Source organism: Priestia sp. AB, assembly GCF_028369225.1.
GTDB classification, from domain to species: Bacteria; Bacillota; Bacilli; order Bacillales; family Bacillaceae_H; genus Priestia; species Priestia megaterium.
The window spans coordinates 487,556-507,346 of the sequence record NZ_JAQMYN010000002.1 but is presented as its reverse complement, the minus strand read 5'-3'; the positions used below and the strand labels follow the sequence as shown (position 1 = coordinate 507,346).

Here is a 19,791-nt window from a genome sequence, read left to right as displayed (position 1 = left end):
TTTCTTTGTTATGGTGGGCGTAGGTTTCATCCGTTTCGTTCCTTCTAGCAGTTGATTGGAAGGCAAAGCGAAGACTCCTGCGGAAAGAAAAGCCTTGTACGGAAATCAACAGCGGTGTAACAAGCGGTTCAGCTCATGTATCCAATTTGTTTGTCTTTAGATTAGATTGATTTAGTTATGAGCCTCTTTTATTCATGCTTTCTTTCTAAATAGCGGGATAATGTGAAGAAATGTCGTATTTTGAATAAACATGCCTAATTTTAAAAAGGTAAAAAGCAAATCTTGTAGAATATTAAGTCTATAGATAAAAGGTGGGGAAATGGGAAGTGCAAAAGAAAGGAGCAATGAGCATGTCACCACACAGAGAATTAACATCTGAAGCTGAGCAAAAGCAGCAAGGTGAATTACAGCAGCTACGAGCTATTTTTAATGACGTATTAGATGCCATTGTCGTATTTGATGAGTATTTTCAAGTTATAAATGCAAATGAATCAGCCTGCGGGCTGTTTGAAAAAACAAAGGATGAGCTATTAACGTATCAAATGAAAGATTTTCTGATGTATTTTCCGTATGACATGATTGAAGCGTATTATCCAGCACTCTTAGAAGAAAGCTATTTCAAATATGAAGGCGCGATGACGCTTCGAAGCGGCATGATGAAACATGTTGAATTTACTTCACACAAACATAGTCACATGTCGGGCATTATTGTGTGTACATTTCGGGATATTACGCAGCACAAAATGATGGAAAATGAACGGTTTATTAGTCATCATATGTTTATGGATGTATTTAATGAAGCGGTAGACGGAATTGTCATTTTTGATCGAACGGGTCAGCTTATCGACGCGAACCCTTCATTTTGCGAACGATTAAATTATACAAGAGCACAGCTTCTAACCAAAACATTAGAAGAGCTTGTAGAACCTACTTATCATTATAAGGTGAAAAAATTATGGAGAACTCTGCATCAAGAAGGAAAGACAAGCGGTGAGCTACCGATCAGGCTCGAAAATGGAGACGTTACTTTTTTTGAATTTACCACAACGGCTAATATATACAGTCAATACTATATGTCCATTATGAGAGACGTGACGGAAAAAAGGCTGATGGAGCAGCAGCTGTTGAGAAGCGAAAAAAATTTCAGGGCTATTTTTGAAAATGCGATTGAAGCGATCTTGATTTGGAGAGATGATGGTGAAATCTTGAACGCTAATCTTGCTTCTTCGCGTACATTTGAGCTGCCGTTAAACAAATTAATTGGAAGCAATTTGTATACATTTATCGATACAAAAAGCTTTAGTGCGTTAAAGGTGCTCCAAACGTTTCAAACAAAAGGAGAAATTCGCAATCAGCTTCCTTTTTACATGCCAAATGGAGAAATCAAACAGTTGGAATTCACAGGGAAAAAAGGCATTATAGAAGGAGACCATTTAACGATTTTTCGAAACATCAGTGAACGTACAAAAATCGAACAGGAGCTTCGGAATAACGAAGAGAAATTCAGACAGATTTTTAATGGTTCGATCGATGGGTTAGTTTTATGGGACGGCAAGCGAAATATTATTGATGTAAATTCTTCTCTTTGTGATATTCTAGAACTCAGCAAAGAGGAGATTTGTGCGTACTCCATGGAGGATTTTATTTCTTCAGCGAATTTGGATGCGGTCATTGAGCATAAAGAAACGATTGAGCAAAAAGGGGAAGCTGAAGGAGAGATTACGTACATTACGGGGAACGAAAAAGTTAAAAATATCGAATTTTCCACGAAAAAAGATATCTTGCCAGGTCTATATATGACGCTTTTAAGAGACGTAACGGAACGAAATCAAATGCAAGAGCAGATTCGAAAATCGGATACGCTTCAAGTAGTCGGACAGTTAGCAGCTGGGATTGCGCATGAAATCCGCAACCCGATGACAGCTTTAAAAGGGTTTGTTCAGCTGTTAGAAAGCAGCATTCAAGAAGACCACTCTCTTTATTTTGATATTATTAAATCTGAATTAAAAAGAATTGAAACCATTATTACAGAGTTTCTCGTACTCGCTAAGCCACAGGCCGTAAAGTTTGAAAAGAAAAATCTAGCTGCGGTTGTTAAAGAAACGATTGATTTATTAAATGCTCAAGCGCTTTTAGAAAATATTCAGTTTGAACTAAGTGTGTCTCCTCAGCTGCCAATGGTGTACTGCGAGCCGAACCAGATTAAGCAAGTACTAATAAATGTCATTAAAAATGCAATTGAAGTCACGTCAAACGGAGGAAGAATTATTGTTGAAGTCTACTCTACAGAGCCGCACTACGTGACGGTCTCCATTCGAGATCAAGGGGATGGAATGCCCGAAGAGCGCATCAAGCGCTTAGGAGAACCATTTTATACGACAAAAGAAAAAGGAACGGGACTCGGTTTGATGGTCTCATATAAAATTATCGAAGAACATAAAGGGCGAATTGAAGTGGAAAGCAAAATAGGAGAAGGCACAGCTTTTCATGTTATTCTTCCAGCTTAACTAGAAAGGATAAAAAATATGTACTACGGAGAAATGAATTTATTTTCTGATTTGAAAATTTATATTGTAGCCTCGGAAACAGGGGTTCAACATATTTGGTTTGATAGCGATGATCATAATGAGCAGCTTAAAGAACTTGTCCATGACGAGAATTATCACCATGTGAAAGAAGCGAAGCGACAGCTGCAGGATTATGCTGAAGGGCGCACGCTAACATTTGATTTGCCTTTGGATATAAAAGGAACAGACTTCCAAAAAGAAGTGTGGCTAACGCTTAAAGGTATACCTTATGGACAAACGTGGTCTTATAGTGATGTAGCGGATTCTGTTAATCGCTCTAAAGCCGTAAGGGCTGTGGGACAAGCGAATCGTCGAAATCCACTGCCTATTATTTTACCTTGTCACCGTGTGATTGGAAAAAATGGAGCTTTAACAGGTTATGCAGGCTCCCAAACTCATATAAAAGAGAAACTATTAATGCTTGAAAGAAATGTAGCAAAAGGCGCTCTGGAGTTAAAATAACTATTCACCGTCCAATTTCCAGCCTTCTCCCTGCACAAAAACACCGTCAATTTGCTGAGGAGAAGGGAGGGAATTTAATTCTTCATCTTTGGATAAATCGAATAGCTGATAGTGCTGCTTACGATTCAGCGCTTTGTTTTTATCTGTTTTTTGCTCTGAACTCATATTTACTCCCCCTTATTCAAAAAGAATCCCCTATAATATATGTAGAAAAAGAAGAGAGTACTGTTACAATTGTGTTACAAATGCAGCTGAAAACCAGTGCTCAACAAAAAAAAGCCGCATAGCAGCGGCTTTTTTTATTGAGCAGATTGCAGCAAAACTTTTTGAATGGATTCCAAAGACGGGGAATGGATAATTCCATGCTCTGTAATAATGGCCGTAATCAGTTCGCTTGGCGTCACATCAAAAGCAGGATTGTACACAGAGATTCCGTCTGGAGCAATTTGTGTATCTCCAATGTGCGTTACTTCTTTAGGTGAACGTTCTTCAATAGGGATGCTGCTGCCGTCTTGAATAGATAAATCAAATGTGGACTGCGGCGCTGCTACGTAAAATGGAATACCGAATGCTTTCGCTAAAAGAGCAAGTCCATATGTTCCAATTTTGTTAGCCGTATCGCCATTTGCTGCAATGCGGTCAGCACCTACAATAATCCCATTAATTCCTTTTGTTTTAATGGTATGAGCGGCCATATTATCCGTAATCAGCGTCACGTCCACTCCCGACTGCTGAAGTTCCCAGGCTGTTAAGCGAGAACCTTGAAGAACGGGTCTTGTTTCACAGGCAAATACTTCAAGCGGAATATCACGCTGCTTAGACAAGTGAAAAGGTGCTAAGGCTGTTCCATAATAAGCTGTAGCAATTGAACCAGCATTACATATTGTCATGATTTTATCCTTCTTTTTAAATAAAGAAAGAGCATGATCCCCAATTCGGTAGCACGTTTCTTCATCTTCTACTTGAATTTGAATAGCTTCATGAACAACTTTTGTTTTAGCTTCATTAACGGACGAAGCGGATTCAGCGCTTTTCGCTACGCGCTCCAATGCCCAAAATAAATTGACGGCAGTAGGGCGTGAACTAGCTAAATACTGTTGATCAAGAGCTAGCTTTTTGTTAAATTCCTTGACTGAATCTGTGTCATAGCTAAGCGCAGAAAGAGCAAGACCAAAAGCCGCCGTAATGCCAATTGCAGGGGCTCCGCGTACTTTCAAGGTAGTGATAGCATCCCATACGTCTTTAATGGTTTGCAGCTTAATATATTCAACTTTGCCAGGAAGCTGCTGCTGATCTAATAAAGTAATATATGATTCATTCCATTCCACTGAGCGCGGAAGTGATAGTGTATTTGTCATGCTGATACCGATCCTTTCATTGTGTACATTATTCGTTATCGAAGTAAATGTTCAAATTCATTTGGTGAAACGTCTTGTTGGTGCAGAAGCAAATAGCGTCCAATTTTTAACGCAGTACGTTTAGCGTTAATTTTTCTTTCCTCTGAAGAAATTTCGTCTAAGTCCGCCACGTGAGCTAAGCCAATCGTACGTCGAATGATTTCACATCCTGCATATCCAACAGCATCTTGCCACGTTTGTGTTAAAATTTCATGTAATAAGCGCTCATCTTTAGCGAAAGGTTCATTGTTTTCAGAATGCCAAAGCGCAGTAAAGGTATCTTTGAATACGTTCCATGTGTTCGTAATGTGTGCAAATAACGGTTCGCGATTTGTTTCTCGAGAAAGAGCATTTAAAAATAAATTCGCAACAAATTGCCCTAAATCGAATCCAAACGGACCGTAAAAAGCAAACTCTGGATCAATCACTTTCGTTTCTTGACTGCTAGCAAAGATGCTGCCTGTATGTAAATCACCGTGGATTAGCGTTTGCGCATTTGTTAAAAATTTATATTTTAATTTTGCTGCTTGTAGCTTTACATCACCATCATTCCACAATTCTTCTACATCAGGACGCAGCGCTTTTTCAAATTCATTTGTATCAATATCAAAAAAAGGATCTGTAAAAACTAAATCTTCCGTAATATTGCATAAGTCGGGGTTGTTGTACTTAACAACTTCTTCTTTTTTATCCTGAGGTTTTAAGGCGAAATCAGACGTTTTGAACGCAATATGTCCTAAAAAAGAACCGATATGCTGTGAGATCAGAGGATAACTTTCACCTTGAATAAGTCCGGCGCGAGAAATCGTTAAATGAGACAGGTCTTCCATGACCGTAACAGCAAGCGTTTCATCGTGGTAATAAACAGCGGGCACAAGTTCTGGCGTAAATGCACCGAATTGCTTGAGCGCATTGCTTTCAATTGTGGCACGGTTCAAGGATAGAGGCCAGCTTTCGCCTACAACTTTTGCATAGGGAAGCGCTTGTTTGACGATAATGGATTTATTGGTTTGATCATTTATGATGTGAAAGACGAGATTTAAGTTGCCGTCACCAATTTCACGGGCAGTCAGTGCTTCTGTGGCATCAAAAAGACCTAGCTTTTTCACAAGTTTGATTGCTGAAATTTCTGTTAAAGGGTGATACTTCTCTGTTTTTGTTGTTGACATCGGAATCCCTCCATAGTTTATTAAACTGATTTGTTTACTAAGTTAATAGGTTTAAGAATATATGGAGGCTTTTATAATTTTAGAAAATATAAAAGCCTCTTTCGTTAGAAAGAGGCTTGATTGTAGTGTTCAAACCTCTTATCTGCCAGAAAAAATTACTTTCTGTTGGAATTAGCACCGTGCCTTTGTAAAACATGTTTTACGGGTGTGATCCATCTTAGGATGGAATGACGGTCGGTTGCTGGGCTTCACAGGGCCAAATCCCTCAGCCAACTCTTGATAAGAGTACGATTAATTATTCAATTTTGATTTGTTTGAATATTTTATGATATCTGGTGAAAATCGTATCATGCAAAAAAACGGCTGTCAATACATAATTAATAAAATTCTGTACGGCGATCTGTAAAGACGGGAATTTGTTTACGAATTTCTTTTACAAGTTCCAGGTTAACGTCAGCACTTAAAAGTTCTTCGCTATCGCCAGCTTCAGCGATTATTTCTCCCCACGGATCGATGACTAAGGAATGTCCGGCAAATGTGTTATTAGGATCTTGGCCTACACGATTACATGCGATTACATAGCATTGATTTTCGATTGCACGGCTAATGAGCAGGGCTTTCCAGTGGGCAAGTCTTGGAGCCGGCCACTGAGCGACAACAAACAAGACTTCTGCTCCGCTGCTAGTATGAACCCGTATCCATTCTGGGAAACGAATATCGTAACAAATAACTCCTGCGCACAGTGACTGTTCAAGTGTAAAAAGGTTTTTTGCTGTTCCTGCTTCTAAATACAGGTGTTCATCCATTAATTTAAATAAGTGCAGTTTACTGTATTGTGATACTTCACGACCTTTTCGGTCAAAAATATACATCGTATTCGTGACGCCTTGCTCTGTTTTTTTCGCGATCGAACCTCCCACAATATTTACTTCGTTCGTTTTAGCAAACTGAGAGATTAATTGCTTGGCTTGCTGCCCTTCATCATCTGCAATTTCGTCTAGCCGCGTCAAATCATAAGCTGTATCCCATAGCTCAGGAAGCACAAGGATATCAGGGTTTTCTTTCAGGGCTTCCGTCATTTTTTGTTCGATATATTTTCGGTTTTTAGTTGGGTTTCCAAACGCAATATCAAGCTGCAAACACGTAATTTTTACACTCACTTTATCATCCGTCCTTTTTTTAGTAGTTGAAAAAAATGACTTTACAAGTTGAGTATTACAATATATTATTTGTGACTAGAATTTCAAGAATTTTTTGAGAAGGTGTGCGATGATGAAACAATTTGAGCAATCGGAACTATTAAAAAGTTTACCAAAACAATTTTTTGCATCACTTGTGGGCAAGGTAGGAAAAGTAATGGCCCAAGGGCACGACGTTATTAACTTAGGGCAGGGAAATCCTGATCAGCCTACTCCTTCACATATTGTAGAAACACTGCAAAAAGCAAGTGCTAATCCTATGCATCATAAATATTCTCCATTTCGGGGGCACCAGTTTTTGAAAGAGGCCGTTGCGACTTTTTATAAACGAGAATATGGCGTTGATGTGGATCCTGAAAAAGAAGTAGCTATTTTATTTGGCGGAAAGGGTGGACTTGTTGAAATCCCGCAGTGCTTGTTAAATCCTGGAGATACGGTGCTGGTTCCGGATCCTGGATATCCTGACTACTGGTCTGGAGTAGAGCTTGCAAAAGCCAAGATGGAAGTGATGCCTCTCACGGCTGAAAATCATTTTCTACCCGTATACGAAGAGATAAGTGAACGTGCTAAAGAACAGGCAAAGCTCATGTTTTTAAACTATCCGAATAATCCTACTGGTGCAGTGGCAACGGCAGAATTTTTTGAAGACACCGTGGCGTTTGCTGCCAAGCACGATATTTGTGTGGTACACGACTTTGCTTACGGAGCAATTGGGTTTGATGGTAAAAAGCCAATCAGTTTTTTACAGACTCCTGGTGCAAAAGAGACGGGAATTGAAATTTATACTCTTTCTAAAACGTATAACATGGCGGGATGGCGAGTTGGATTTGCTGTAGGAAATGAAAGTGTAGTAGAAGCTATTAATCTTCTTCAAGATCATATGTATGTCAGTCTCTTTGGGGCCGTTCAAGAGGCAGCAGCCGCAGCTCTGTTGGAATCTCAACAATGTGTGAATGATTTAGTTAAGCGCTATGAATCTAGACGCAATACCTTTATTCAAGGGCTTCGAGAAATTGGTTGGGATGTTACATCTCCAGCAGGCTCCTTTTTTGCATGGCTAAAAGTTCCTGAAGGATATACTTCCGAACAGTTTTCAGATTTACTCCTTGAAAAAGCCCACGTTGTGGTTGCTCCTGGTGTAGGCTTTGGAACATATGGTGAAGGCTATGTGCGCGTAGGACTGCTGACGGATGAAGAGCGCATGAGAGAAGCTGTATCTCGAATAAAAAAATTAAATTTATTTTAAAAACGCATTGACAATCCTTTTTGAGTTGGCTTAATATGTAAGAAGTTAACGAGATTAATAACCGATAAATCCTAGCGGTATTTTTTATTTAGTATATAATCTACGAATTCAATTTAAATAAATAGCAACTTTCTTATTAAGAGTAGGTGGAGGGACTAGCCCGATGAAGCCCGGCAACCGACTTAACGCATGTTAAGCACGGTGCTAATTCTTGCAGCAGCAGCTGAGAGATAAGAAGAGCAACGAAAACCTCTTCTTAATCACAGAAGAGGTTTTTTTTATTAACGATATTAAACAGCAAGGGAGTTTTTAGCATAATGAGCGAAATCGTTGCAAGCTACTTACTACATGATAATAAAGGAAATTTTCATAAAAAAGCGGAAGGAATCGCTTTAGGACTAACCGTCGGCTCATGGACAGATCTGCCGCTTTTAGATCAGCAGCAGCTTCAAAAGCATAAAGGGCGCGTCGTGTCCGTAACTGAGCTTCAAGATTGCGAACGTGTAAACGGATATTTAGGCGGAGAAATTAAGCAGGCTATTGTCAAAATTGCTTATCCAACTGCCAACTTTTCAAGAGATTTACCGGCTATTTTAGTTACGGTTTTCGGAAAACTATCACTTGATGGAAAAGTGAAATTATTAGACTTGGATTTTCCTGATGAATTATTAGCTGAATTCCCAGGACCGCGCTTTGGAATAGAAGGTATCCGAGAGAAACTAGGCGTTTATGACCGTCCGCTTGTGATGAGTATTTTTAAAGGCGTGATTGGAAGAGATATGACGTACTTAACAACTCAGCTGCGTGAGCAAGCGCTTGGCGGAGTGGATTTGGTTAAAGACGACGAGATTTTGTTTGATAGTGAACGAACACCTTTTGAAGCTCGCGTTACAGAAGGAAAAAAAGTACTGAATGAAGTATACGAAAAAACGGGACACCGCACGCTGTATGCTGTTAATTTAACGGGACGAACGTTTGAGTTAAAAGAAAAAGCGAGAAAAGCAGCTGAGCTAGGAGCCGATGCTCTTTTATTCAACGTATTTGCTTACGGGTTAGACGTACTGCAGGCACTTCGAGAAGATGATGAAATTAACTTGCCGATTATGGCACACCCAGCTGTTAGCGGAGCGCTTACGCCGTCAGAGTTTTACGGTTTTTCAAATTCATTGCTGCTTGGAAAGCTATTGCGTTTAGCCGGAGCAGATTTCTCACTGTTTCCATCACCATACGGAAGCGTAGCGCTTTCTCTTGAAGATACGACAGGCATTGCCTACGAATTAACGCGTCCTGTATACAAATATAAGCAGTCTTTCCCGGTTCCTTCAGCAGGAATTCATCCTGGAATGGTACCGCAGCTTGTGAAGGACTTTGGAATCGACAGCATTATTAATGCAGGAGGCGGAGTTCACGGTCATCCAGACGGAGCTATCGGAGGAGGAAAAGCATTCCGTGCGGCGATAGATGCAGTACTCTCTCATCAAACACTAGCCGAAAAAGCTGAAGAATCAAAAGAGTTGCAAAAAGCTTTGCAACTATGGGGAACAGTAGAGGTGAAAGCATGACATCGTTAAAAATCTTTTGTGACTTTGATGGAACAATTACAAATAGCGATAACATTATTGCTATTATGAAACAATTTGCTCCTCCGGAGTGGGAAAGTATTAAAGACGACGTGTTGGCACAGCGCGTCTCCATTCAAGAAGGAGTTGGGCAAATGTTTGCCTTGCTCCCCGTGGAATTAAAAGAAGATATTATTTCTTATATTTTAGAGACGTCTGCTATTCGAGATGGATTTGATGATTTTATTGCCTATACAAAAGAGCACCATATTCCGCTTTATATTGTAAGCGGAGGAATTGACTTTTTTGTAAAACCACTTTTGGGAAATCGAGTTGCAGAGGAAATGCTCTACTGCAACGGATCTAATTTTTCCGGTGAGCATATTTCCATTACGTGGCCTCATACATGTGATAAACAGTGTACAAATGACTGCGGCTGCTGTAAGCCAACGATTATTCGCCATCTTGCAGATGAAAGAGATCATACGGTTGTTATTGGCGATTCAATTACGGATTTGCAGGCTGCCAAATTAGCTGATACGGTCATTGCACGTGACTTTTTAATTGAAAAATGTGAAGAGCTATCTCTACCGTATCGTCCTTTTTCTACTTTTTATGATGTAATTCATCATTTACAAGAATTAACAGAAGAGGTGAAAGCATGAGTATTATGGCTCAGCAAAGGTTGCATGAGCTTGCGGATATAAAAGATGAGTTGGCAGAGCGCGATTGGTTCTTCGGTACAAGCGGAAACTTAGCAATTAAAGTGGACCAAAATCCGACAACTTTCTTTGTATCAGCAAGTGGAAAAGACAAAAGAAAACGTACAAATGAAGATTTTTTATTAGTTGATCAATACGGAAAGCCTGCAGAAGACACGCATTTAAAGCCTTCTGCTGAAACGCTTTTACACGTTAAGATTTACGATTTAACGAATGCTGGGTGCAGTCTTCATGTACATACAATCGACAACAACGTGATCTCCGAACTGTACGGAGATGAAGGCGTTATTTCATTCAAGGGTCAAGAAATTATTAAGGCGCTAGGGATTTGGGAAGAAGATGCGGAAATTACTGTTCCGATTATTCCGAATTACGCAGATATTCCGACACTAGCAGAAGAGTTTTCTCATCATATAAAAGGCGATCAAGGCGCGATTTTGATTCGTAACCATGGGATTACGGTATGGGGAAAAAATGCATTTGAAACAAAAAAAGCGCTAGAAGCCTATGAATTTCTATTTAGCTACCACGTCAAATTACTATCACTTAAAGGCATTAAGCCAAAGGTGCATTTATAAAAGGAGGAAACAACAATGGCGCACATTCGCTTACATGTAAACAATAAAAGAATTGAAACTCAAGAGGAAGTATCAGCTTTTCTGGCAAACAATGAAGTTATTTATGAAAACTGGGACATTACAAAACTTCCAGAAAATCTTCGTGAAAAATATGATTTAACTGATGAAGAAAAAACAGAAATTTTAAACGCTTTTGGTGAGGATATTAAAGATATTTCTGAACGCCGCGGCTATAAAGCTCAAGATGTTATCTCGTTATCGGAATCTACACCAAATATTGATGAATTGTTAAAAAACTTTCAGCGCAAGCATATTCACACAGATGACGAAGTTCGCTTTATTGTAAGCGGTCATGGAATCTTTGTTATTCAAGGAAAAGACGGCGAATTTTTTGATGTTGAATTAGAGCCGGGCGATTTAATTTCAGTACCAGAAAACATTCTTCATTACTTTACATTAATGGAAGATCGCAAAGTAGTCGCTGTCCGAATTTTCGTGACAACTGAAGGATGGGTACCTATTTACGCATAACAACTACTTGTAAAGCATAGGTCATCATCACCCCGCTTTTACATCTAAAAGCGGGGTATTCTTTGGATTATTATAAAACAAACTATTTTTATATGAATAATAAGTTTAATGGGAGGAACATCATGAAAAAGAGTAAAAAAATGCTGTGGCCACTTACTTTGCTCGTGCTTCTAATCTTTGCACTGGCTGCCTGCACGAAAGAACAGCCAAGTCTAAACGAGAAAGCACAGGCAGCTCCAGCGCAGCAAGCGGCTTCTGCTAAGCCTGTACAGCAAGAAGGAAAAAAGGTTACGAAAGATACAAAAATTGCGCTTATTTCTGAATTCACGTCAGGCACTCACGCTGCTCAGTACATAACAGGTGTGACAAAAGCGGCTAAAAAAGCAGGGGTACAGCTATCTGTTTCTGATTCAAACAATGATCAATCCAAAATGGCTGCTTATTTAGACACGGCTATTAACCAAAATGTTGACGGTATTATGATTGACCACGGCCGGGCTGAAACCCTTGAACCTGGCGTGAAGCGAGCGATTGCAAAAGGAATTCCCGTTATTGCAACAGACGTAGAATTAAAAGTAGAAGACGTTACAACAATTGACCAAGACGATTATATGCTTGCGCTGCAGGGTCTGAAACAAATGATGCAGGACATTAATGGAAAAGGAAACATTGTATATGCGTTTGTTGGAGGCTTTGCGCCGATGGAAAAGCGCGACAGCATTTATAAAATTATGATGAATCGCTATCCAGATGTAAAACAAATTGCTACGTTTGGAAGTGCAACGGACAACACCTCATTAGACACACAAAATAAAATGGCAGCTGTGTTGAAGCAGTATCCAAATAAAGGAGACATCGCGGCCGTATGGGCACCTTGGGACGAATTTGCAAAAGGAGTAACAAGAGCGATTAAAGAAGCAGGACGAGACGAGATTAAAGTGTACGGAGTAGACTTATCTGATGAAGATCTGCAAATGATGCAGGCAAAAAACAGCCCTTGGAAAGCGTCAGCTGCCGTAAATCCAGCTTCAGTAGGAGAAAAGCAAGTTGACCTGCTTCTTAAAAAGATTTCCGGTCAAGAGATCCCTCGTTATTATTCCTTTGATCCGGTTTTAGTCAAACAAACTGACTTGCCTAATCAAACGATTAATATGGATCAGCTTAGTCAATACGTAGAAGAATGGGGCAAAAAAGAGTAGAAGTGGAGGGACAGACATGACGAACGAGCTTTCAATGAAGAACATTACAAAAAACTTTGGTTCTTTTCAAGCGCTGAACAAAGTTGATTTTACTGTTCAAAAAGGGGAAATTCATGCTTTATTGGGAGCCAATGGTGCCGGTAAAAGTACGTTGATGAAAATATTGTGCGGAGCTTACGACGAGTACGAAGGAAAGATCTGCAAAGACGGGGGAGAAATCTCTATTTCTTCTCCTAAAGAAGCGAAGAGCCACGGCATCGGCATTGTACACCAAGAAGTCGATGTAGCGCTGATCCCTTCGCTGTCAGTAGCTGAAAACATTGTGTTAGACGTGCAGGCTTCTAATAAAAGTAAGGCATTTGTAAACTGGAAATCTATTTATAAGAAAGCTGAAGAAGCCCTTTCTTTACTTGGTTCTTCTTTATCCGTTAAAAAAAATGTCGTTGATCTAACTCTATCAGAAAAACAGCAGGTGCTTATTGCACGTGCAATTGTACAGAATGTTGATTATTTAATTTTGGATGAACCAACCGCACCTCTTAGTGTGGAAGAGACGAAACAATTGTTTTCTGTGATGAGAGAGCTGAAGAAAAGCGGAGTAGGCATTATTTATATTTCACATCGCCTTCAAGAAGTGGTTGATATTTGCGACCGCTTAACGGTTTTAAAGGACGGACGCTATGTAGCTACAAAAGAAACTTCACATACATCAATTGAAGACGTGATTACGCTCATGCTAGGAACGTCTTCTGTAAAGCAGTGGGTCAAAAAATCAGTAGAATTTGGAAATGAACTTTTACAAGTAGAAGCATTATCTCTTCCAGGGCGCCTCTCGAATATTTCTTTTCATGTAAAAGAAGGAGAGGTAGTCGGTATTGCAGGGCTTGTCGGAGCGGGGAAAACGGAGCTTTGCCGAAGTCTATTTGGTTTAGAGCAATATGTGAGCGGCAGCGTTCGGGTAAAAGGCAAGAAACTAAAGTTGAATAAGCAGCCGTATTATTATATTGCACAAGGTCTTTCTCTTGTTCCTGAAGAACGAAGAAAAGAAGGAATTTTTGTTCATGAATCGATTGCCGATAACTTAGTTTTGCCAAGTCTGTCCCGCTTTACAAAGTATTCGTTTTTAAAGCGAGGAAAGATCAAAGAAAAAGCGCAGCAAACGACTGGGCAAGTGGGCGTAAAGTCTCATTCTATCGAGCAGTCAGTTGGAACGTTAAGCGGTGGAAATCAGCAAAAAGTAGTAATCGGAAAATGGCTTGTTACGGACTCTGACGTGCTGCTGTTTGATGAACCAACTAAAGGGGTTGATGTAGGCTCCAAGCGAGAAATATTTGATTTAATTACAAATCTTGTGTCGCAGCAAAAAGGGGTTGTTTATGCAACCTGTGAATTTGAGGAGCTGCTAGGGGTAGCGGATCGAATTTATGTTATGTACAACGGAAAAATCGTGAAAGAATTATCCAAAGAAGAAGCAACTAGTGAAAAATTATTTTATTATACAGCAGGAGGAGTAAAAGGATGAGTGCGGAGTATGTAACAGAACCTGTAGCGAAACCAAAGAGAAAAATAAGTGTTTTCGACTTTTTTTATAAATATGGGACAGTCTTAATGATTTTTGTTATTATGATTATCTTCTCCATTGCCACACCTAACTTTTTAACAGGAGAAAACATTAGTGATATCCTGCGCTCTATTTCCATTGTTACCTTAATAGCGCTTGGTGTAACGATATCGTTAACCGTCAACGGACTCGATTTATCTGTAGGGTCTACGGCGGGGTTAGCCACTATTTTATCAGCCTCTATGCTTGTTTTACACAGACAAGAAATTGCAGTCGCTATCATTGTTCCGATTATTGCATCGCTTCTTATCGGGTTAGTAAATGCTTTTTTAGTAGTGAAAGTAAAGATTCCTGATATTTTAGCAACTCTTTCAATGATGTTCATCGTACAGGGGATTTTATTAACGTATACAAAAGGCTCAGCTATTTATACCAATATGCCTTTACCAAGCGGAGACAGAGCTCCGGGAATTTTTATTCCATCTTTCCTTGCACTGGGGCAAGGTCACTTACTAGGTATTCCTGTCCCGGTTATCATTATGCTGCTGACTGTGCTGCTTGTTCATATCGTTTTTTCCTATACGAAGTTTGGGCGTTTTTTCTACGTAACAGGAGGGAACATAGAAGCAGCAAGACTTTCGGGTGTCCCGGTTAATCGTTACCGTATGTATGCCTATATGTTTTCAGGTTTGCTTGCTGGAATTGGAGGAGTCGTTTTAGCTGCCCGTATTGGAGTAGGAGAAGTGAACGCCGGCTCACCATTTTTAATGGATGCCGTAGCTGCTACATACATTGGCTTTTCCGTATTTGGAGCAGGGAAACCGAATGTATTCGGGACGCTGATTGGCTCTATCTTAATTGGTGTGCTGTTAAATGGGTTAACGATGCTAAATGTTCCGTATTATATGCAAGACATTATTAAAGGAGCTGTATTAGCAGGAGCCTTGGCTTTAACGTATTACCGCTCAAAACAAACATCTACGGCTGTGTAAACAGCCGTTTTTTTTCGTTTGAAATCGGGAAGAATAAGGAAAAACAATAGTATAGCCTATTATTTATGTAGAAAGAGGGAGTATAGATGAAACGTGTCGTCATTATAGGAGGGGTAGCCGCCGGAATGAGTGCAGCTTCACAGCTTCGCCGGATGAAAGAAAAAGAAGAAGTGGAAATCCTTGTGTTTGAAAAAGGTGGAGATATCTCTTACAGCGCATGTGGCATGCCTTACTATCTGTCAGGTGTTGTAAAAGAAAAAGACGATTTGGTTGCTCGGACGAAACAAGAGTTTGAGGAGCGAAACATCTCCGTCCATCTTTTTCACGAAGTAAAAGAAGTAAATCATACAAAAAAATACATAGTAGTGCAAAATGTAAAGACGCAAACGGAAAAAGAGGTAACATATGATGAACTCATCATTGCAACTGGAACAACAGCTGTTGTTCCCAATTTTATGAGTGATAACATGCCGAATGTATGCACATTAAAATCATTAGCAGACAGCGAAAGGATCTATACATATCTACAGGCTCACTCCGTAGAGAAAGTCACCATTATCGGCGGAGGATATGTCGGAATGGAAGTAGCTGAAGCAATGAAGGCTTTGGGAAAAGAAGTACGGGTTATTGAACAGGGAAAGCAGATTCTATCTATTTTAGATCAAGAAATGGCAGAGCATTTGCAAAAGCAGCTAGATGACGATATTTTATTTCATTTCGAAGAAGAAGTGGAAGCATTGCTGCATTCAGATGGTTTCGTCACTCACGTTCAAACAAACAGTCAAACGTATCAAACAGATTTAGTGATTGTAAATGTAGGAGTTCGTCCGAATACGCAATTCTTAGAAAGAAACGGACTAAGGATGCTTGAAAATGGAGCTATTTTAGTAAATGAGAAGTTGGAAACCAACGTGCCTCATATCTACGCAGCAGGAGATTGTGCAACGAGCTATCACCGCGTATTAAAAAAAGACGTTCATATTGCTCTTGGAACCATTGCCAATAAGCAAGGAAGGGTTCTTGGTTACCGATTAGGGGGAGAAAAGCGAGAATTTCCGGGTGTTGTAGGTACAAGTATTGTCAAAGTGATGGACTATGAAATTGGAAAAACCGGCATTTCAGAAAGAGAAGCAAGAGAAAACTCTCTTTTATACAAAGCCATCACGGCCGAGGCTCCGAGTCATGCTTCTTACTATCCAGGAGCTGAAAAGATTGTGATAAAACTTGTTTATCATCCTGAAACAAAAGAGATTTTTGGGGTTCAAATGATTGGTAAAGAAGGAGTATCAAAACGAATCGATGTATTTGCGACAGCTATTACTTGCCGCCTGACAACAGATGAAATAACCATGCTAGATCTTTCGTATGCCCCTCCTTTTGCTACGGTATGGGATGCTGTACAAATGGCTGCTCAGAAAGCTGAATAGAAAAAGATATAGAGACAAAAGTATGTTAGCTGAAGGAAGATCCGAACAAAGTGATTCTTGATTAAGAATCAACTTCGTTCGGATTTTTTTATGGTGAGGGCGAACGCAGGCTTCATATATTTAGCTGTTTCTAGCTGTTGACTCGAGGGCAAGGCGAAAATTCTTGCGGGACAAGCGGTTCGGCTCATGTATCCTATTTGTTCGTTTTTAGATTGTATTGATTTCGTTATGTTTCAATCTTTTTTCGATTCGACAAGCAGCATCTTTTGTCGAAAAACAAGTTGTAAAAAAAAGATAAATGGTATTCCTATAGTAATGTAAGCGTTTGTAAATTCCGACAAAATAATTTTTTTGCAAAAAAAATGTCTATTATTGCGACTCTATTTACATATTTAGTAGAATTTGTAATAATGCGTTATAAGCTAATTTCTTTGTCATAGGAGAGGATTTTGTGTTTGGAGTGAGAAATAGAACGAAATCAGAGAGATTATTAGTAGAAATCGTCCAAAAAAGACAAAAGATGGTGCAGCTCGGAGAAGAAAAAGGTTTGACTAATGAAGAAACCGTTACCTGTAGTCAAGAGCTTGATCAGCTCTTACTCGTTTATCAAAAGCAGCGTTTAAAAGAAGAGGAAGAAAAGACATCGTTTGCCACACTGATTAGCCGCTTTTTATCTTTTTCAAAGCTGTAATACAGGACAAGCATTCGGGATCGGGCAGTAAAACAATCATGCTGCCCGTGGCCTCTCTTCACCTTTAAAAAATGTTAATTAAAAAGATCATAAACAAAATACCAAAAATAAACGAATAAGTAGCAAATCTTTCGTTTCCATCGCCGTGACTTTCTGGAATCAACTCTTTATAAATAATAAAAAGCATGGCTCCAGCAGCAAAAGCTAATCCATATGAAACGAGAGAATCAACAAAATTAGTTAAATAAAACCCGAGTAAAGACGTTACAATCTCAACGGAGCCTGTAAGGGTAGCAATTAAAAATGCTTTTATTTTACTGATATTTTGCTGAGCTAAAAATAGCGCGACCAACAGTCCTTCAGGTGCATTTTGAAGACCGATTGCAAGGGCAATTAAGTTCCCTGTATTTTCAACATTTGAAGCGTAGCTAACACCAACAGACAGTCCTTCAGGAAGGTTATGCAAAGTAATAGCGGAAACAATTAAAAGTGCTTTTTCATCAAACTGAATGCCGGTTTTAGAATGCTCAAGATCAATGTGAGGAATATTCTGCTCCAAGAGTGTTAATGTTACAACTCCAAGCAGTAAGCCAATGGCTAAGGAGAAAAAACCGCCGCTTTGAAGAGATTCTGGAATCAAGCTCATAGTAGAAGCTGCTGTCATAATACCTGCAGTGAGCGCAAGAAGTATATCTTTCCAGCGATGAGTGAGTTCTTGATTCAAAAACAGAATAGGCAAAGCGCCTACTCCAGTCGATAGCGCAGAAAGAATGCTTCCAATTAGTACCTCAGTCATAAACCGTCTCCTTTTACGTATTCTTCTTTTTATCCTCAATTCACATCGTTCTTTTAGTGTATGTTTTTTTGGTTTCTATGAGCATGACTATTTTAAAAGTGAATAGCTTTATGCAATAACCTTACAAAAAAGTTGAACCAGTGAAGGTTCAACTTTTTAGGTAAAGTACAGCTCCTGAACTTGGTTAGCAATGTGCTCAAGCTTATTGGAAACTTGAGGAATGCCATATCCTACATACAAAGGAGATGTGGCGAAGCGAGGAATGATTTTCGCCGCAATTTTGCCGTTTTTAAGATTATAAAAAAATAAGTTGTAGCTCGTGCAGCTACGATGAAAATGATTTAATAAATAGTGAGCAGCCGTTTGAAGATAATCTGCAAATGCGTGCAGCTCTTTGTCAAGCTGATCCGTTAACACGTTAAATTCAAAAAAGCCCATTCTAGGTTTTACAGATAAATTAAATGTGACGTGTTCATTTTGGGCAATTGTGACTCCTTCAAACTGCTCTAGCTTCACATTTTCATTTACATCCATCTCATTTAAACCAATAATTTGCATATGAGGATGTCGTAATGATCCTCCGGACATGGGGCCGTGGTTTTTAAAGAAAAGAACAGAAGCATATTCTCCGCTGTTCATCATAGATATCCATCGTTCAGTAGCGAAGCTCAGCAAGGTGTACAGATGTTCCTTTGGATAAATAGATAGTTCCGAAGAACATTCATCGGTCTCAATAATAACCGTCTGATAAGCATCTTGCAGAACGGGAAACTTATTTTTCAGCCAAATGATAGGTCCTTGTTTTTCAATAATGCCTGTAAGAGATTCTACATCGCAAAAGGGACAGGGATTTTGCCGGTTAACGATTGTTTCAGGCTTTTGTGAACCAATCGCGGAATTAAATAATAAATGGGTTGGTTTCATAATCATTCACCTTTTTATGTAATGGTCATATGTTTATTGTATTAAAAGCATATGTATAAATCCACTTATATACATTTTTTATCAAAAAAATTGTACAAGCGGAGAGAATAACCGATGAAATAAGCCTGCTTTGATTGACTTTGAAGGGAAATTTTAGTATTATCTTGATATCAAGATAATATTAAAGGAACTGATTAAAATGACGAATGATGTAACTAGAGAAGAGTTAGACCAATCTCTTAAATTATTTATTGTACTATCTCGTGCCAATCGTTCAATTAATGATCATGTGCATAAATTTATTCAACAGCATGGAATGAATCCAACCGAATTTGCTGTCCTAGAGTTATTGTACCACAAAGGCCAGCAGCCTCTGCAGCAAATTGGCGGAAAAATTCTACTCGCAAGCGGCAGTATTACGTATGTAGTAGACAAGCTTGAGAAAAAAGGCTTCTTAGAGCGCGTTGCTTGTCCGAACGATCGTCGCGTAACCTATGCAGCTATCACCAAGCAAGGTAAGGAAATGATTGAAAGCATGTTTCCGAGTCACGAAAAAAGAATTCATGATATTTTATCCGTTTTATCTAGCGAAGAAAAGGAAGTTGCCATTTCGATGCTTAAGAAACTAGGGCACTATGCAGATGAATTTTTACCGGAATCGACTAATTAATTAAGGAAAGCTCGTTTGTTTCTGTTGAACAAACGAGTTTTTTTCTATGACCTCTTTCATGACCAATCGACATAAAAATAAAAAGTGACAAAAAATTGAAA

Annotated in this window: 19 protein-coding genes and 2 riboswitches; of the genes, 13 read left to right on the top strand and 6 right to left on the bottom strand. The window is 39.2% G+C overall.

Annotated elements, in window-relative coordinates; genetic code table 11:
• Nucleotides 1-350: 350 nt before the first annotated feature.
• Nucleotides 351-2,507, top strand: coding sequence for a PAS domain S-box protein (locus POF52_RS08810; protein WP_271991939.1), 2,157 nt, complete (start codon nt 351-353; stop codon nt 2,505-2,507).
• An 18-nt stretch (nt 2,508-2,525) separates the two neighbouring features.
• The gene (locus POF52_RS08805; RefSeq protein ID WP_034653563.1) at nt 2,526-3,029 is read left to right on the top strand and encodes a methylated-DNA--[protein]-cysteine S-methyltransferase; all 504 of its coding nucleotides are present in this window, start codon (nt 2,526-2,528) and stop codon (nt 3,027-3,029) included.
• Here POF52_RS08805 and POF52_RS08800 read toward each other — a convergent pair whose 3' ends face one another.
• The 4 genes from POF52_RS08800 to POF52_RS08785 form a co-directional block, all read right to left on the bottom strand.
• The gene (locus POF52_RS08800; RefSeq protein WP_013082215.1) at nt 3,030-3,194 is read right to left on the bottom strand and encodes a hypothetical protein; all 165 of its coding nucleotides are present in this window, start codon (nt 3,192-3,194) and stop codon (nt 3,030-3,032) included. It lies immediately after the preceding gene.
• Between the two features lie 134 nt (nt 3,195-3,328).
• Nucleotides 3,329-4,387, bottom strand: coding sequence for an S-methyl-5-thioribose-1-phosphate isomerase (gene mtnA, locus POF52_RS08795; RefSeq protein ID WP_043979675.1), 1,059 nt, complete (start codon nt 4,385-4,387; stop codon nt 3,329-3,331).
• Between the two features lie 35 nt (nt 4,388-4,422).
• Complete coding sequence (gene mtnK, locus POF52_RS08790; protein WP_271991934.1) at nt 4,423-5,595, bottom strand: S-methyl-5-thioribose kinase; 1,173 nt, start codon at nt 5,593-5,595, stop codon at nt 4,423-4,425.
• Between the two features lie 135 nt (nt 5,596-5,730).
• A riboswitch (SAM riboswitch) is annotated at nt 5,731-5,881 on the bottom strand.
• Between the two features lie 91 nt (nt 5,882-5,972).
• A complete protein-coding gene (locus POF52_RS08785; protein ID WP_013082218.1) occupies nt 5,973-6,755 on the bottom strand; it encodes a carbon-nitrogen family hydrolase in 783 nt (260 codons plus the stop codon).
• Nucleotides 6,756-6,867: 112 nt separating this feature from the next.
• On the opposite strand from POF52_RS08785, the gene POF52_RS08780 reads away from it, so the two are divergent.
• The 10 genes from POF52_RS08780 to POF52_RS08735 all read left to right on the top strand — a co-directional run bounded on the left by POF52_RS08780 (nt 6,868) and on the right by POF52_RS08735 (nt 17,300).
• Nucleotides 6,868-8,040 (top strand): pyridoxal phosphate-dependent aminotransferase, encoded by a 1,173-nt coding sequence (locus POF52_RS08780; RefSeq protein WP_025749446.1) that lies wholly within the window; start codon nt 6,868-6,870, stop codon nt 8,038-8,040.
• Between the two features lie 130 nt (nt 8,041-8,170).
• Nucleotides 8,171-8,277: riboswitch (SAM riboswitch) on the top strand.
• Between the two features lie 80 nt (nt 8,278-8,357).
• Nucleotides 8,358-9,602 (top strand): 2,3-diketo-5-methylthiopentyl-1-phosphate enolase, encoded by a 1,245-nt coding sequence (gene mtnW / locus POF52_RS08775; RefSeq protein WP_025749445.1) that lies wholly within the window; start codon nt 8,358-8,360, stop codon nt 9,600-9,602.
• The gene (locus POF52_RS08770; protein ID WP_271991931.1) at nt 9,599-10,264 is read left to right on the top strand and encodes a 2-hydroxy-3-keto-5-methylthiopentenyl-1-phosphate phosphatase; all 666 of its coding nucleotides are present in this window, start codon (nt 9,599-9,601) and stop codon (nt 10,262-10,264) included. Before mtnW ends, POF52_RS08770 begins: the two co-directional genes overlap by 4 nt.
• Entirely contained in the window at nt 10,261-10,899 is a 639-nt protein-coding gene (locus POF52_RS08765) for a methylthioribulose 1-phosphate dehydratase (protein ID WP_013082222.1), read from the top strand. Before POF52_RS08770 ends, POF52_RS08765 begins: the two co-directional genes overlap by 4 nt.
• A 15-nt stretch (nt 10,900-10,914) precedes the next feature.
• Entirely contained in the window at nt 10,915-11,430 is a 516-nt protein-coding gene (locus POF52_RS08760; protein WP_013082223.1) for a 1,2-dihydroxy-3-keto-5-methylthiopentene dioxygenase, read from the top strand.
• A gap of 122 nt (nt 11,431-11,552) precedes the next feature.
• Nucleotides 11,553-12,629: a sugar ABC transporter substrate-binding protein gene (locus POF52_RS08755; protein WP_271991927.1), complete on the top strand. Its 1,077-nt coding sequence runs from the start codon at nt 11,553-11,555 to the stop codon at nt 12,627-12,629.
• Nucleotides 12,630-12,645: 16 nt separating this feature from the next.
• Nucleotides 12,646-14,151 carry a sugar ABC transporter ATP-binding protein gene (locus POF52_RS08750; RefSeq protein WP_271991926.1) on the top strand — a complete coding sequence of 502 codons (1,506 nt, stop codon included), beginning with the start codon at nt 12,646-12,648 and terminating at the stop codon, nt 14,149-14,151.
• A complete protein-coding gene (locus POF52_RS08745) occupies nt 14,148-15,182 on the top strand; it encodes an ABC transporter permease (protein ID WP_025749439.1) in 1,035 nt (344 codons plus the stop codon). The genes POF52_RS08750 and POF52_RS08745 overlap by 4 nt, the downstream gene beginning before the upstream one ends.
• A gap of 86 nt (nt 15,183-15,268) precedes the next feature.
• Nucleotides 15,269-16,609 carry a CoA-disulfide reductase gene (locus tag POF52_RS08740; RefSeq protein WP_271991923.1) on the top strand — a complete coding sequence of 447 codons (1,341 nt, stop codon included), beginning with the start codon at nt 15,269-15,271 and terminating at the stop codon, nt 16,607-16,609.
• Between the two features lie 451 nt (nt 16,610-17,060).
• Nucleotides 17,061-17,300, top strand: a complete 240-nt coding sequence (locus POF52_RS08735; RefSeq protein WP_013082228.1) for an aspartyl-phosphate phosphatase Spo0E family protein — start codon at nt 17,061-17,063, stop codon at nt 17,298-17,300.
• A gap of 64 nt (nt 17,301-17,364) precedes the next feature.
• On the opposite strand, the gene POF52_RS08730 is transcribed toward POF52_RS08735, so the two are convergent.
• Together POF52_RS08730 and POF52_RS08725 are read right to left on the bottom strand one after the other, a co-directional pair.
• Nucleotides 17,365-18,096, bottom strand: coding sequence for a ZIP family metal transporter (locus POF52_RS08730; RefSeq protein ID WP_016763389.1), 732 nt, complete (start codon nt 18,094-18,096; stop codon nt 17,365-17,367).
• 156 nt (nt 18,097-18,252) lie between these two features.
• Nucleotides 18,253-19,020, bottom strand: a complete 768-nt coding sequence (locus POF52_RS08725) for a DUF4931 domain-containing protein (protein WP_271991920.1) — start codon at nt 19,018-19,020, stop codon at nt 18,253-18,255.
• 199 nt (nt 19,021-19,219) lie between these two features.
• On the opposite strand from POF52_RS08725, the gene POF52_RS08720 reads away from it, so the two are divergent.
• Nucleotides 19,220-19,690 (top strand): MarR family winged helix-turn-helix transcriptional regulator, encoded by a 471-nt coding sequence (locus POF52_RS08720; RefSeq protein ID WP_013082231.1) that lies wholly within the window; start codon nt 19,220-19,222, stop codon nt 19,688-19,690.
• Nucleotides 19,691-19,791 lie beyond the last annotated feature (101 nt).

Coding starts and splice junctions, on each gene's coding strand:
- POF52_RS08770 (WP_271991931.1), top strand. CDS start 9,599: ATGACATCGTTAAAAATCTTTTGTGACTTTGATGGAACAATTACAAAT.
- POF52_RS08725 (WP_271991920.1), bottom strand. CDS start 19,020: ATGAAACCAACCCATTTATTATTTAATTCCGCGATTGGTTCACAAAAG.
- POF52_RS08805 (WP_034653563.1), top strand. CDS start 2,526: ATGTACTACGGAGAAATGAATTTATTTTCTGATTTGAAAATTTATATT.
- POF52_RS08745 (WP_025749439.1), top strand. CDS start 14,148: ATGAGTGCGGAGTATGTAACAGAACCTGTAGCGAAACCAAAGAGAAAA.
- mtnW (WP_025749445.1), top strand. CDS start 8,358: ATGAGCGAAATCGTTGCAAGCTACTTACTACATGATAATAAAGGAAAT.
- mtnK (WP_271991934.1), bottom strand. CDS start 5,595: ATGTCAACAACAAAAACAGAGAAGTATCACCCTTTAACAGAAATTTCA.
- POF52_RS08720 (WP_013082231.1), top strand. CDS start 19,220: ATGACGAATGATGTAACTAGAGAAGAGTTAGACCAATCTCTTAAATTA.
- POF52_RS08730 (WP_016763389.1), bottom strand. CDS start 18,096: ATGACTGAGGTACTAATTGGAAGCATTCTTTCTGCGCTATCGACTGGA.
- POF52_RS08750 (WP_271991926.1), top strand. CDS start 12,646: ATGACGAACGAGCTTTCAATGAAGAACATTACAAAAAACTTTGGTTCT.
- mtnA (WP_043979675.1), bottom strand. CDS start 4,387: ATGACAAATACACTATCACTTCCGCGCTCAGTGGAATGGAATGAATCA.
- POF52_RS08765 (WP_013082222.1), top strand. CDS start 10,261: ATGAGTATTATGGCTCAGCAAAGGTTGCATGAGCTTGCGGATATAAAA.
- POF52_RS08780 (WP_025749446.1), top strand. CDS start 6,868: ATGAAACAATTTGAGCAATCGGAACTATTAAAAAGTTTACCAAAACAA.
- POF52_RS08740 (WP_271991923.1), top strand. CDS start 15,269: ATGAAACGTGTCGTCATTATAGGAGGGGTAGCCGCCGGAATGAGTGCA.
- POF52_RS08755 (WP_271991927.1), top strand. CDS start 11,553: ATGAAAAAGAGTAAAAAAATGCTGTGGCCACTTACTTTGCTCGTGCTT.
- POF52_RS08760 (WP_013082223.1), top strand. CDS start 10,915: ATGGCGCACATTCGCTTACATGTAAACAATAAAAGAATTGAAACTCAA.
- POF52_RS08810 (WP_271991939.1), top strand. CDS start 351: ATGTCACCACACAGAGAATTAACATCTGAAGCTGAGCAAAAGCAGCAA.
- POF52_RS08800 (WP_013082215.1), bottom strand. CDS start 3,194: ATGAGTTCAGAGCAAAAAACAGATAAAAACAAAGCGCTGAATCGTAAG.